16 protein-coding genes are annotated in these 12,553 nt (G+C 45.6%); 14 read left to right on the forward strand and 2 right to left on the reverse strand.

The annotated features are described in order from the left end of the window. Window positions 1-22 precede the first annotated feature (22 nt). The 5 genes from kefG to AB4249_RS20160 all read left to right on the forward strand — a co-directional run bounded on the left by kefG (window position 23) and on the right by AB4249_RS20160 (window position 4,615). Complete coding sequence (kefG, locus tag AB4249_RS20140; protein ID WP_017061111.1) at window positions 23-607, forward strand: glutathione-regulated potassium-efflux system ancillary protein KefG; 585 nt, start codon at window positions 23-25, stop codon at window positions 605-607. Next, complete coding sequence (gene kefB, locus AB4249_RS20145; protein ID WP_372104546.1) at window positions 594-2,390, forward strand: glutathione-regulated potassium-efflux system protein KefB; 1,797 nt, start codon at window positions 594-596, stop codon at window positions 2,388-2,390. Before kefG ends, kefB begins: the two co-directional genes overlap by 14 nt. Before the next feature lie 156 nt (window positions 2,391-2,546). Next, entirely contained in the window at window positions 2,547-2,747 is a 201-nt protein-coding gene (locus AB4249_RS20150; RefSeq protein WP_019825339.1) for a YheV family putative zinc ribbon protein, read from the forward strand. Between the two features lie 94 nt (window positions 2,748-2,841). Further along, window positions 2,842-3,432 carry a peptidylprolyl isomerase gene (slyD, locus tag AB4249_RS20155; RefSeq protein ID WP_017063705.1) on the forward strand — a complete coding sequence of 197 codons (591 nt, stop codon included), beginning with the start codon at window positions 2,842-2,844 and terminating at the stop codon, window positions 3,430-3,432. Window positions 3,433-3,649: 217 nt separating this feature from the next. Next, a complete protein-coding gene (locus AB4249_RS20160; protein WP_017066209.1) occupies window positions 3,650-4,615 on the forward strand; it encodes an isoaspartyl peptidase/L-asparaginase family protein in 966 nt (321 codons plus the stop codon). Between the two features lie 180 nt (window positions 4,616-4,795). Here AB4249_RS20160 and AB4249_RS20165 read toward each other — a convergent pair whose 3' ends face one another. Then, the gene (locus AB4249_RS20165; RefSeq protein ID WP_009848930.1) at window positions 4,796-5,023 is read right to left on the reverse strand and encodes a SlyX family protein; all 228 of its coding nucleotides are present in this window, start codon (window positions 5,021-5,023) and stop codon (window positions 4,796-4,798) included. Between the two features lie 5 nt (window positions 5,024-5,028). After that, window positions 5,029-6,006, reverse strand: a complete 978-nt coding sequence (locus tag AB4249_RS20170) for a WD40 repeat domain-containing protein (protein ID WP_017063707.1) — start codon at window positions 6,004-6,006, stop codon at window positions 5,029-5,031. Window positions 6,007-6,137: 131 nt separating this feature from the next. Here AB4249_RS20170 and fkpA point away from each other — a divergent pair, with 131 nt between their 5' ends. The 9 genes from fkpA to AB4249_RS20215 all read left to right on the forward strand — a co-directional run. Then, window positions 6,138-6,914, forward strand: a complete 777-nt coding sequence (fkpA, locus tag AB4249_RS20175; RefSeq protein WP_017066211.1) for an FKBP-type peptidyl-prolyl cis-trans isomerase — start codon at window positions 6,138-6,140, stop codon at window positions 6,912-6,914. A gap of 205 nt (window positions 6,915-7,119) precedes the next feature. Then, window positions 7,120-7,845, forward strand: a complete 726-nt coding sequence (locus AB4249_RS20180) for a transcriptional regulator (protein WP_004729851.1) — start codon at window positions 7,120-7,122, stop codon at window positions 7,843-7,845. Further along, the gene (gene tusD, locus AB4249_RS20185) at window positions 7,839-8,228 is read left to right on the forward strand and encodes a sulfurtransferase complex subunit TusD (protein ID WP_372104549.1); all 390 of its coding nucleotides are present in this window, start codon (window positions 7,839-7,841) and stop codon (window positions 8,226-8,228) included. The genes AB4249_RS20180 and tusD overlap by 7 nt, the downstream gene beginning before the upstream one ends. Continuing rightward, complete coding sequence (gene tusC, locus AB4249_RS20190; protein ID WP_372104552.1) at window positions 8,225-8,581, forward strand: sulfurtransferase complex subunit TusC; 357 nt, start codon at window positions 8,225-8,227, stop codon at window positions 8,579-8,581. The genes tusD and tusC overlap by 4 nt, the downstream gene beginning before the upstream one ends. A gap of 8 nt (window positions 8,582-8,589) precedes the next feature. Further along, window positions 8,590-8,865, forward strand: coding sequence for a sulfurtransferase complex subunit TusB (gene tusB / locus AB4249_RS20195; protein ID WP_372104555.1), 276 nt, complete (start codon window positions 8,590-8,592; stop codon window positions 8,863-8,865). A 182-nt stretch (window positions 8,866-9,047) separates the two neighbouring features. Continuing rightward, a complete protein-coding gene (rpsL, locus tag AB4249_RS20200; RefSeq protein ID WP_004737194.1) occupies window positions 9,048-9,422 on the forward strand; it encodes a 30S ribosomal protein S12 in 375 nt (124 codons plus the stop codon). Between the two features lie 107 nt (window positions 9,423-9,529). Then, window positions 9,530-10,000 (forward strand): 30S ribosomal protein S7, encoded by a 471-nt coding sequence (gene rpsG, locus AB4249_RS20205; protein WP_010435163.1) that lies wholly within the window; start codon window positions 9,530-9,532, stop codon window positions 9,998-10,000. Between the two features lie 166 nt (window positions 10,001-10,166). Further along, on the forward strand, window positions 10,167-12,263 hold the full coding sequence (gene fusA, locus AB4249_RS20210; protein WP_017061101.1) for an elongation factor G: 2,097 nt from the start codon (window positions 10,167-10,169) through the stop codon (window positions 12,261-12,263). A gap of 147 nt (window positions 12,264-12,410) precedes the next feature. After that, the coding region (locus AB4249_RS20215) for a GTP-binding protein (protein WP_240798929.1) at window positions 12,411-12,553 on the forward strand (143 nt) is incomplete at its 3' end.

Genomic DNA, 12,553 nt, shown 5'->3' on the forward strand with positions numbered 1-12,553 from the left:
CTCAAAGGAATGTTTCAAAGGAATGAGTAATACTCCCTCGACAGACAAAGTCGTGCCAAAGGTGTTGATCATCTACGCGCACCCAGAGCCGCAAACCTCTATTGCTAACCAGATGATGGTTAAGAAGGTAGAGTCGCTCGGTCATGTCAAAGTTCATGATCTCTACGCCATCTACCCTGACTTCTTTATTGATGTGCCTTATGAGCATGAATTGCTCCTTCAGTACGATGTGATCGTGTTTCAGCATCCTCTGTTCATGTATTCCTGTCCTTCATTGTTAAAAGAGTGGTTTGATCGCGTGTTAGGCAAGGGCTTTGCTTTTGGTGAGCAAAGTGCGCTTAAAGGCAAACACTGGCGCAGTGTGATTACTACCGGTGGTAAAGAAGAGGCGTTTGGTGCCGCAGGTTATAATAAATATCCATTACAAGAGATCTTGCAACCATTCGAGCTCACCGCTGCTTTGTGTCAAATGAACTGGATATCCCCTTTGGTTTTACACTGGGCACGAAATGTCACCGATATGACGCGTTACCAACACGCCGAAGCGTATCGAAATTGGTTGCGAGACCCGCTACAAGATATAGGAGCAGATGATGGCTCTGACTAATGATTTTCTACAAAGTAGCGTTATATTTTTAGCGGCTGCTGTGGTTGCGGTTCCTATCGCACAGCGCGCTGGTTTGGGTTCAGTCCTCGGTTACCTATTAGCAGGTGTGGCAATTGGCCCATGGGGGCTGGGCTTAATCAGTGATGTAGAGGCGATTCTGCACTTCTCCGAATTCGGGGTGGTACTGCTGCTCTTCCTGATTGGTTTAGAGCTTAACCCGAAAAAACTGTGGCAGATGCGAGCCCCCATTCTCGGGTTGGGCGGCGCGCAAGTGCTGATCACCACTCTAATTATTACCGCCATCGCCTGTCTATTTGGATTAACCTGGCAAACCAGTCTCGTGATAGGTATGGGTTTGGCGCTGTCTTCGACTGCGATTGCCTTGCGTGTTATTGAAGAGCGAGAGCTCGGCGGCAAAGAAGCAGGGCAGTCGGGCTTTGCAGTACTGCTTTTCCAAGATATCGCTGTTATTCCAATGCTAGCAATGTTGCCTCTACTTGCGGGTAATACCGGCGGTAGCTGGGCTGACATGCTGTGGATGCTGGGTGGCGTGATTGGCCTACTGGTCGGTGGCCACTTCTTGTTGAGACCACTTTTCCGATACGTAGTGATGAGTGGTGTGCGTGAGTTATTCACCGTCGCGGCGCTGTTACTTGTGATTGGTATTGCTGTGATCATGCAACGGATTGGCTTGTCGATGGCATTAGGTACCTTCCTAGCGGGCGTACTTCTGGCTGAAAGTGAATACCGACACGAGCTTGAAATTGCGATTGACCCATTCAAAGGGTTACTGCTCGGCCTGTTCTTTATCTCGGTTGGCATGGCGGTAAATCTAGGTTTATTGGCAGAAAGCCCATTCGCAATACTAATAGCTGTAATGGCCCTCGTAGTGTTGAAAGGTTTAGTGCTGTACGCGCTAGCTCGTATCTTTGGAACACAGGCAAAAGCGCGTAGCCGAATGGCGATGATTCTTAGCCAAGGTGGTGAGTTTGCTTTCGTTATTTTTACCGCGGCGAGTGCGCAGGGCATCTTAAGTGGCGAACAGGTGTCGTTCTTACTGGTAGTAGTGAGCCTGTCTATGGTGACCACGCCACTAATGCTTAAGCTGCAAGATAAGTTCTTTGCTCGTCAACTGAACCAAATCAGCGAAAGTGCGATGTCTTCGGATGTGGTTGATCGCAGCCCTCGAGTGATCATTGCTGGCTTTGGTCGCTTCGGTCAGATCATCGGTCGCTTGATGTACGCTAACAAGATTCGTATCACTGTCCTTGAAAGTGATGCCAGCCAAATACACATCCTTAGAAAGTTCGGCTACAAGGTGTTTTACGGAGACTCGACTCACCTAGAGCTATTACGCGCAGCCGGTGCTGATAAAGCAGAGGCGATTGTGTTGTGTACTGACTCCCCTGATGAAATCATGAAAACCGTCGATTTATGTAAGCAGCACTTCCCACGCTTAAAGATCTTGGCGCGTGCACGAAGCCGTGTTGAAGCGTATCAACTACTTAACCACGGTGTGAGTAACTATTCGCGTGAAACCTTCCTTGGAGCATTGGATTTAGGTCGTCAAACATTGACTGAACTTGGCATGCATCCATATAAAGCGAAGCGAGCAGAAGCACACTTTAGAAAGTTGGATAATGGTATGCTGAAAGAGTTGCTGCCTCAGCATAACGAAGATGCCGAGTTAGCCCAAAGAGCGAAAGAGGCTCGTAAAGAACTTGAAGAGATCTTTGGACACGAGATGGAAAACGATCACCAATCTCGAAACTATTGGCAGTAGCTTGAAGTGATAACTCATGCTTGAGCTTAGAAATAGAGCTTGGGCATAGAAATAACAGACTATAGAACTAACCTAATAATAAACGCGGTCTCTGCTTAACTTATCAATAAAGTGAGTGGGAAGAACCGCGAATCCAGAGTAGTAAAGGATATGAACGTGAAACAGAAAAAACGCTTTATCGCAGGGGCAAGCTGCCCAAGTTGCAGTACTCAAGACACACTCCGTTGGTGGATTGAAAATAATATCGAGCTGGTGGAATGTGTCGATTGTGACTTCACAGAACAGCGTAAACCGAAAACTGTAGAGAAATCTGAACACGCGAATCAAGAAATGATCGGTATTTTTAAGCCAGAATGATTGAGTTTCGTTAATTGATCCCCATAATATCCCGGTACAGAATTTTTCCTAAGCTCAACTGTTCGAGCTTAGTCCAAACCTCCTTGGAGCTCTCATGAAAATTGAAAAGAACGTAGTAGTTAGTGTTGCATATCAAGTGAAACTTGAAGATGGCGTAGTAGTTGACCAATCAACTGCAGAAGCTCCACTAGATTACCTTCACGGTCACAACAACCTAATTACAGGTCTTGAAAAAGAGCTTGAAGGCAAAGTAGCTGGCGACAAGTTCTCAGCAACGGTTACTCCAGAAGACGCTTACGGCGAGCACAACGATGACTTAGTTCAACGTGTTCCTGCAGACGTATTCCAAGGTGTTGAGCAAATCGAAGTTGGCATGCGTTTCCTAGCTGATACTGACCAAGGTCCAATCCCAGTTGAAGTTACTGAAGTAGATGGCGACGAAGTTGTTGTTGATGGTAACCACATGCTAGCTGGCCAAACTCTAACGTTTGACGTTGAAGTTGTAGCGGTTCGTGAAGCGACTGAAGAAGAAGTTCAACACGGTCACGTACACCAAGAAGGCGGCTGTGGCGGTCACGACCACGATCATGACCACGAAGGCGGTTGCTGTGGTGGCGAAGGCCATGACCACGGTGAAGAGAAAAAAGACGGCTGCTGCGGCGGCGGTAGCTGTGGTTCTCACTAATACCGAATTAACGGTTTAGTTTAAGAATCTTGAAAGCCTCCCTTGTGGAGGCTTTTTGCGTTTAGGAGTCTCGCTTTTTGACCTCGCTTTTCTCTACCAAACTAAGTGTCCGCAAATCTAAGCATTCGTAAAAGTTTGGTTTTCGTTATCAGACATCGAACCATGGATGTGGTATTGATAGCACAACATTATAAGACGACGTCAGTGGAGAGTTTGTATGTCACAGCCTTTTTCAATTGCCATTCATGGTGGTGCAGGAACCATCTTGCGCGAGCAAATGAGCTATGAATTAAAAGCGGGTATTACCGAGGCTTTGGAAAAATCGGTTTTGGCTGGTTATCAAATATTGCAATCGGGTGGTGATGCTCTGGATGCGGTAGTGGCATCGGTTAAGGTGATGGAAGACAGCCCGCACTTTAATGCCGGTAGGGGCTCTGTTTTAACGCATGATGAATTTGTTGAGATGGACGCTTCTGTGATGCATGGCCGCGAAATGGATGCAGGTGCTATTGCAGGCGTTCGCCATATCAAAAACCCAATTGAGCTTGCACGTGATGTGATGCGGAAAAGCGACCATGTGTTGCTGATTGGTGAAGGTGCCGAGAAGTTTGCGTTTGAGCATGACTACACCTTTACCGAGCAAGACTACTTCTTTACTGAGCGCCGCTATGACCAACTTCAGTCGATGAAAGAGAAAGGCATCTTTGCTCTGTCTGAAGCGAAATATGATCAGCAGCAAGCTGAGAAATACCCTGACGATAAAAAGTACGGCACGGTTGGTGCGGTCGCATTAGACCAAGCGGGTAACTTAGCGGCAGCAACCAGTACCGGTGGCGTGACCAATAAGAAATACGGTCGTGTGGGTGACTCTCCGATCATTGGTGCAGGAACCATCGCTGAAAATGGCAATGTTGCCGTCTCAACAACCGGGATGGGTGAGTTCTTCCTACGTAAAATGGTCGCCAGTGATGTCGCAGCACGAATGCGTTATCTGAAAGAAGATGTGCACACCGCTTGTGAAACGATCATTCAAGGTGAATTGAAAACCATGGGTGGAGAAGGTGGCTTGATCGCTATCGATGGCCAAGGCGATATACATTTTGGTATGAACAGCTCAGGAATGTATCGTGCAAGCGTTGATACTCAAGGTCGTGTTGAAGTGAAGATTTATGCCGACGACTAAGTTGGTATCGGCTTAATTGGCTTTAGCTTATTCACTGAGATGAAATAAACAAAAGGGCGACAGATAAGTATCTGTCGCCCTCTTAGTTTTCTATGTCCCGTCCTGAAATGTGTTTACACATTGAGGACGAGAAACTAACGATATGCGTCGTTAGATTTAATTGGTTATTTTGAACCGCACTTAATAGTGTGGAGGTGGCGTCTCTTCTGATGCGTCAGCTAGATTAGAGCCATCCATATTTTTTACTTTGCCAACCACGAACTTCATCTGATCTTGCATTCTCGTGATTAACATTTGTTGTTGGCTAAGCGCTTCATTGAGTTCTTCAATGGTCTGTTCTTGGAAAGCTAGCTGACACTCTAGGTCATTTACGCGGCTTTCTAGTTGTTCAACTCGCTTTTCTGTCATCGTTCTTAATCCACATTCCAAGCTTGGGCAATGCCCGCAGAGGTGCCCGATATCACACGGTTCTTATCATCAAAGGCTGCATCATACACTACCGCACGAGGAGGGCGAGCATCTTTTAATGGCTCAGCATCGTGGCGAGAAATTCGCTTGCCATCCTGAGTATTCCACACACTCACTTGGCTGGATGGTGTGCCCGTCACCAACATACTGCCGTCATCAGAAAAACGCGCACTCGAGAAAATCAACTGTCGAGACCAGCTTTGCAATTGCGCTTGAGGTTCGCCCGTTTCAAGATCCCAAATCATCGCTTGATTGCCGCCATCAGAGGTAAAAGCCAGTTCACCATCGCGTTGTAGCGCGACTCGTACTACTCTTTGTTCATGCTCAAAGGTGCGCAACACCAAGCCCGACTCGGTATCCCAAAGGTAAGCTTTGTAGTCGTTGCCGCCTGATAATGCGTAGCGGCCATTAGAAGAGAGGGAGACTGAATTCACTTTTTCTCGGTGAGCAAGGAACTCCAGACGGCGTCCGGTGACTAAGTCCACATAGATGGCTTTTCCATTAGAAAGGCCAAGCAGTACTTTTTCACCATTGCTAGAGATATCGACATCGCGAATCAAGCCGTCGGAGATAGACCAGAGCCCTTGTGCTTGAGTCCAAGATAAGTCCCAAACGGCGAAGTTCATCTGGCTAGCGGTAATGGCAAAACGGCCATTGTCCGAGATACGGATACGCGATACTTGGTTTTCTAATTGATCTTGTGGGCCGAGTTGAGCCAACTCTTGGTCTTCGGCGAGGTCCCAAAGGAGCAGTTGCTTTTGCTGAGAGTAGAGCAGGGCGAAGCGTCCATCTCTGCTGAGTGCAAAGCTGGTGGCACCATTGGGCTCAATTTCCCAACGCTGCTCATCATCTTGGAAGAAAAAGCAACCATTTAACAAGGTGATGACAATTGTACATAGCAATGAGTGGAAAAATATTCGCATCACATCTAATAATCCGGTTTGTGTCGAAAGACATATGACTAGTATATTGTTATAACTAACGTATTCACACCAATCTAATCATTAGATTTGTGCACAATAACCAATGGCTTGGCCATTAATTGGAGAATTCAATGAAATCAGTTTTAAAAGTATCACTGCTTGCCGCAACGGTTATGCTAGCAGTTGGTTGTCAGAAAGAAGAACCAAAGGCAGAAGCTCCACAGGTAGAAGAAGTTAAAGTTGAAGCAGTAAACTTTAAAACAGAAGATGACAAAGCGGCTTACGCAATCGGTGTATCTTTCGCTAACTACCTAAGCACAAGCATTGATAAGCCAAGCGAGCTAGGTATCAACCTAGACAAAGATATGGTTCTTCAAGGTATCGAAGACGTATTCGCAGAGAAAACAGCACTTAACGAAGAAGAAACTCGCGCAGCTCTTGAAGCTCTAGACAAGCGTGTTGCTGAAACGATGCAAGCACAAGCGGCAGAAAAATCTGCAGAAGTGAAGAAAGCCGGTGATGACTTTCGCGCTGAGTTCGCTAAAACTGAAGGCGTTAAGCAAACTGAATCTGGTCTACTTTACCAAGTAATGACTCCTGGTGAAGGCGCTTCTCCAAAAGACACTGATACCGTTCAAGTACACTACAAAGGTACGCTAACAGACGGTACTCAGTTCGACAGCTCTTACGATCGTGGCGAACCAGCAACATTCCCACTAAACCGCGTAATCCCAGGCTGGACTGAAGGCGTACAACTGATGCAAGTTGGTTCTAAGTACAAGTTCGTTATCCCGCCAGAGCTAGCATACGGTGAGCAAGACACACCGACTATCCCAGCTAACTCAACGCTAGTATTCGAAGTAGAACTACTAAACATCGATAACGCTGAAGCAGCTCCTGCACAGTAATATCGGTTAAAAGCCTCGTACTAAAATACGTTGATTGAATAAAAAGCCTAACTTTGAGTTAGGCTTTTTTTATGATTTGAAGATGAGTATTTGATTTTTAAACTTGTTCTAAATCACTAGTTGCAATGTTAGCTAGGTGTGCAATTAAAATTTTCTGATAAACTTACATAAATTTGTTGATTTTTCACACGAAGGTAAGGAATAAGTGACTACTACAGAAACAGTCAATGCAGATGTGTTACTTGAAATGGAATCAGTCCACGTTATGCCATTCAGTGAACACGATAAAATCATTCTAAGATCTTATGAGGCCGTTGTTGACGGTATTGCGAGCCTTATTGGTCCGTTTTGTGAAATCGTTTTGCACTCTTTAGAAGACCTCAATACTTCTGCGATTAAAATTGCCAACGGCGAAAATACAGGTCGTCAGGTTGGCTCGCCGATCACCGATCTTGCATTGAAGATGCTAAAAGATATTGAAGGTTCTAAGCGTAACTTCTCACGTTCATACTTCACTCGCGCTAAAGGCGGAGTGTTGATGAAGTCGATCACGGTTGCTATCCGCAACGGTGAAGACCGAGTGATTGGCCTACTGTGTATTAACGTGAATCTAGACGCGCCATTCTCACAAGTGCTGCAATCGTTCATGCCTACACAAGACGCAGACGAAGCCGCATCATCGGTTAACTTCGCTAGTGACGTTGAAGAACTTGTCGACCAAACGGTTGAACGCACCATTGAAGAAATTAACGCTGACAAATCGGTATCGAACAATACTAAGAACCGTCAGATCGTGATGGAGCTGTACGACAAAGGTATTTTCGATATTAAAGACGCGATCAACCGCGTTGCTGAGCGACTGAACATCTCTAAGCACACCGTGTACCTATACATCCGCCAACGTAAAACAGAGGATGAAGAGGGTTGCTAAGCTATACACTCCTAGTGAATGGGCCAGTCTATGGCTCACAGTCAGCAAGAAGTGCCTACCAGTTTGCCGTAGCTCTGATTAAACAGGGCCACAAACTTCACAGTGTGTTCTTCTATCAAGATGGCGTCAGTAACGGCTCAGACCTTACCGTACCGGCTAACGATGAATTTGATTTAGCTTCTGCTTGGCAAAAGCTGGCTGATGAACACGATGTTAGCCTTGAAACCTGTGTGGCAGCTGCGCTAAGACGCGGAGTGATTAGCTTTGAAGAAGCAGAGCAACATCAACTAAGTGCCTCTAACCTAGCCACTGGATTTACTCAAGCCGGATTAGGGAGCTTATCGGAAGCGCTACTAACGCAAGATAGGGTTGTGCAGTTTTGAGAAAGTTAGCCTTTATATTTAACAGTTTCCCTCATACGACCGCTGCGGGTAGAGAAGGGTTAGACGCCCTGCTTGCTGCGTCCGCATATAGTGAAGACATTGCCGTGTTCTTTGTTGGTGATGGCGTGACACAGCTTCTCAAAGCGCAGCAGCCCGACGAAATACTATCGCGTGACTACATCTCCGCATTCAAACTTATGGACCTGTACGACATCGAACAGGTGTATGTGTGTCAGCGTAGTCTGAGTCAGTTTGGTCTTTCAGCAGACAACCTGCTAATCGATGTGACCACCGTTGAAGCCGACGAGTTAACGCAGAAGTTAGCTCAGTGCCAACAGATCCTGACTTTCTAGGGGACGCTATGCTTCATATCGTAAAATCAGTCGACAAGCTTAAACTTGCATTGATCTATTCTCAGCCACAGGACCAGTTCCTTTTGGTGGAAGATGCAGTGTATGTTTGCCTTCCTAATCATGAGTTATTCACTCAAATCTGCGCAGTAGAGCAGGTGTCGGTGTTAAAACCAGATCTCGATAGCCGAGGTTTACAACTACTTGTCTCAAGTACCATTGATCAAGTTGACTTCGATGGCTTCGTTAAACTGACGGTTTTGAAAGACAAATCAGTGACTTGGTAAGCGTGTTTTATCAGTTTGGTTAAAATTAGACCATCCTGAGCTCTAGACGGCTAAAAAAGATCTGTATATTTCTTGACACACCTCCCACTGCTGAATAGAATTTTGCGTCCCTAATTACGACTTGTGATTAGGGATAGATTTTTCACAAAGCTTACTTTCAAGTAAATTTCAGGAGCTAGTTAATGGCAACTATTAACCAGTTGGTTCGCAAGCCTCGTGTAAAGCAAGTTGTTAAAAGCAACGTGCCTGCACTAGAAGCGTGCCCACAAAAACGTGGTGTATGTACTCGTGTTTACACTACTACACCTAAAAAACCTAACTCGGCACTACGTAAAGTATGTCGTGTACGTCTAACCAACGGTTTCGAAGTAACTTCGTACATCGGTGGTGAAGGTCACAACCTTCAAGAGCACAGTGTTGTACTAATCCGTGGCGGTCGTGTAAAAGACCTTCCGGGTGTTCGTTACCACACTGTTCGCGGCGCGCTAGACTGTGCTGGCGTTAACGACCGTAAACAAGGTCGTTCTAAGTACGGTGTGAAACGTCCTAAGTCTTAATTGATTCTCTTTTTTAAAAAGAAATCGTTAAGTAAGGCCAAACACTATTTTATTTATTATTCTGAAAAGTTTTGGAAAAAACCTGAAGAAGACAACGGAGAATATCCATGCCACGTCGTCGCGTAATAGGTCAGCGTAAGATCCTTCCAGATCCTAAGTTCAAATCTGAATTGCTGGCAAAATTCGTTAACATCCTTATGGTTGACGGAAAGAAATCTACTGCAGAAAAAATCGTTTACACTGCACTAGATTCAATGGCTGAGAAGTCTGGTAAAGACCACTTAGCTGTATTTGAAGAAGCTCTTGAAAATGTTCGCCCAGCGGTAGAAGTTAAATCTCGCCGTGTAGGTGGTTCAACTTACCAAGTACCTGTAGAAGTTCGTCCGGTTCGCCGTAACGCTCTTGCTATGCGTTGGGTAGTTGAAGCTGCGCGTAAGCGTGGTGAAAAATCTATGGCTCAACGCCTAGCTGCTGAAATGCTAGACGCGTCTGAGAACAAAGGTACTGCGGTTAAGAAACGTGAAGACGTTCACCGCATGGCTGACGCAAACAAAGCGTTCGCACATTACCGTTGGTAATACCTTTTTAGTGCTGCAAGGTTCCTTGCAGCACTTCTTTAGTTCCTATGCTTATGCTAGGAACTATTGCTATTTCTAGGGCAAGCAATTTTTAGCGAAGCATCGCTTTTAACGCCTAATCTAGACATAGCAATAGTCCCTAAGTCTCTAATAAGAGGATTCAACCGTGGCTCGTAAAACTCCTATAGAGCAATACCGTAATATCGGTATCGTTGCTCACGTAGATGCAGGTAAAACAACCACAAGTGAACGTATTCTGTTCTATACCGGTCTTTCTCACAAAATCGGCGAAGTTCACGATGGTGCAGCAACCATGGACTGGATGGAGCAAGAGCAAGAGCGCGGTATTACGATCACTTCAGCAGCAACCACTACGTTTTGGCGTGGTATGGAAGCTCAGTTCTCGGACCACCGTATTAACATCATCGACACTCCTGGACACGTTGACTTCACAATCGAAGTAGAACGTTCTCTGCGTGTGCTTGATGGTGCAGTTGTTGTGTTCTGTGGCTCATCTGGTGTTGAACCTCAGTCAGAGACAGTATGGCGTCAAGCTGATAAGTACCAAGTTCCACGTATGGTTTTCGTTAATAAAATGGACCGTACCGGCGCTGACTTCTTGCGCGTAGTTGAACAGATCAAGGACCGCTTAGGCGCAACTCCTGTTCCAATTCAACTGAACATTGGTGCTGAAGAAAACTTCCAAGGCGTTGTCGATCTTATCAAGATGAAGGCAATTAACTGGAATGAAGCTGACCAAGGCATGACTTTCACGTACGAAGATATTCCTGCAGACATGCAAGAAATGGCTGAAGAATATCGTACAGAACTTGTTGAAGCTGCTGCAGAAGCAAATGAAGAGCTGATGGATAAGTACCTTGAAGAAGGTGAACTAACAGAAGCTGAAATCAAACAAGGTCTTCGTACTCGTACCCTTAATAATGAAATCGTACTTGCTACTTGTGGTAGTGCATTCAAAAACAAAGGTGTACAAGCTGTTCTAGATGCAGTTGTTGATTTCCTTCCTTCTCCAGTCGATGTACCTGCAATTAAAGGTATCGATGAAGATGAGAACGAAGCAGAGCGTCACGCAGACGACAAAGAACCGTTCTCAGCGCTAGCATTTAAGATTGCAACAGACCCATTCGTTGGTACTTTAACTTTCATCCGTGTTTACTCTGGTGTTGTTGAAAGCGGTAAAACAGCTTATAACTCTGTGAAGAAACAACGTGAACGCTTAGGTCGCATTGTTCAAATGCACTCAAACAAGCGAGAAGAAGTAAAAGAAGTACGAGCAGGTGACATCGCAGCCATCATTGGCCTGAAAGATGTGACTACTGGTGAAACCCTTTGTGACCAGAACCATAAGATTGTTCTTGAGCGCATGGAGTTCCCAGACCCAGTTATTCAGATCGTTGTAGAGCCAAGCTCTCAAGCTGATCAAGATAAAATGACTATCGCTCTAGGTAAACTAGCAGCGGAAGACCCATCGTTCCGCGTTGATATGGATGCGGAAACTGGCCAGACTCTGATTTCTGGTATGGGTGAACTACACTTAGATATCATCGTTGACCGTATGAAGCGCGAATTTAGCGTGAACTGCAACGTTGGTAACCCGCAAGTGGCTTACCGTGAGACTATTCGTGGTACAGCGAAAGCGGAAGGTAAATTTATCCGTGAACATGGTGGTAAAGGTCAGTACGGTCACGTATGGCTGAAACTAGAACCATCAGAAGCTGGCGAAGGCTTTGTCTTTGTGGATGAAATTGCCAATGGTATCGTACCGAAAGAGTTTATCGCTTCAGTTGCTAAAGGCGTTGAAGAGCAGATGAACAATGGTGTGCTTGCTGGCTATCCAGTTTTGGATATCAAAGCTACACTATATGATGGTTCTTACCATGAAACAGATTCAAGTGAGATGGCGTTTACAATCGCTGCCTCTATGGCTTTCAGAACGGGTGCACTTGAAGCGCAACCGGTTCTGCTTGAGCCTATGATGAAAGTTGAAGTAACTACTCCAGAAGACTGGATGGGTGACGTTGTTGGCGATATTAACCGTCGTCGCGGCATCATCGAAGGTATGGACGAGGGGACAGCTGGCCTGAAGATAATTCGTGCACAAGTTCCGTTGTCTGTCATGTTCGGTTACGCAACTGATTTACGTTCTGCGACACAAGGTCGTGCTTCTTACTCTATGGAGTTTAGTGAGTACGCTGAAGTGCCTAACAATGTTGCAAAAGCAATCATTGCAGAGCGTGGTTAAACAAAAGGAAGGCATTTTTTTTCATTTTTTGAAAGAACAATGCGTCCAAATATTGCGCTAACGAGAGTTGGCGCATAAAATAGCAATTTCTGGCGCGTCTCGCTCAATAATGAACGTGGCGAATCATAACTAGGAAGGAACACGATTGTGTCTAAAGAAAAATTTGAACGTACGAAACCGCACGTAAACGTTGGTACTATCGGCCACGTTGACCACGGTAAAACAACTCTAACTGCTGCTATCTGTACTACTCTTGCAAAAGTATACGGCGGTGTTGCTAAAGATTTCGC

The organism is Vibrio sp. 10N.261.55.F4, assembly GCF_041470465.1.
Lineage (GTDB): Bacteria > Pseudomonadota > Gammaproteobacteria > Enterobacterales > Vibrionaceae > Vibrio > Vibrio crassostreae_C.

Coding starts and splice junctions, on each gene's coding strand:
- kefG (WP_017061111.1), top strand. CDS start 23: ATGAGTAATACTCCCTCGACAGACAAAGTCGTGCCAAAGGTGTTGATC.
- kefB (WP_372104546.1), top strand. CDS start 594: ATGGCTCTGACTAATGATTTTCTACAAAGTAGCGTTATATTTTTAGCG.
- slyD (WP_017063705.1), top strand. CDS start 2,842: ATGAAAATTGAAAAGAACGTAGTAGTTAGTGTTGCATATCAAGTGAAA.
- AB4249_RS20160 (WP_017066209.1), top strand. CDS start 3,650: ATGTCACAGCCTTTTTCAATTGCCATTCATGGTGGTGCAGGAACCATC.
- AB4249_RS20165 (WP_009848930.1), bottom strand. CDS start 5,023: ATGACAGAAAAGCGAGTTGAACAACTAGAAAGCCGCGTAAATGACCTA.
- AB4249_RS20170 (WP_017063707.1), bottom strand. CDS start 6,006: ATGCGAATATTTTTCCACTCATTGCTATGTACAATTGTCATCACCTTG.
- fkpA (WP_017066211.1), top strand. CDS start 6,138: ATGAAATCAGTTTTAAAAGTATCACTGCTTGCCGCAACGGTTATGCTA.
- tusB (WP_372104555.1), top strand. CDS start 8,590: ATGCTTCATATCGTAAAATCAGTCGACAAGCTTAAACTTGCATTGATC.
- rpsL (WP_004737194.1), top strand. CDS start 9,048: ATGGCAACTATTAACCAGTTGGTTCGCAAGCCTCGTGTAAAGCAAGTT.
- rpsG (WP_010435163.1), top strand. CDS start 9,530: ATGCCACGTCGTCGCGTAATAGGTCAGCGTAAGATCCTTCCAGATCCT.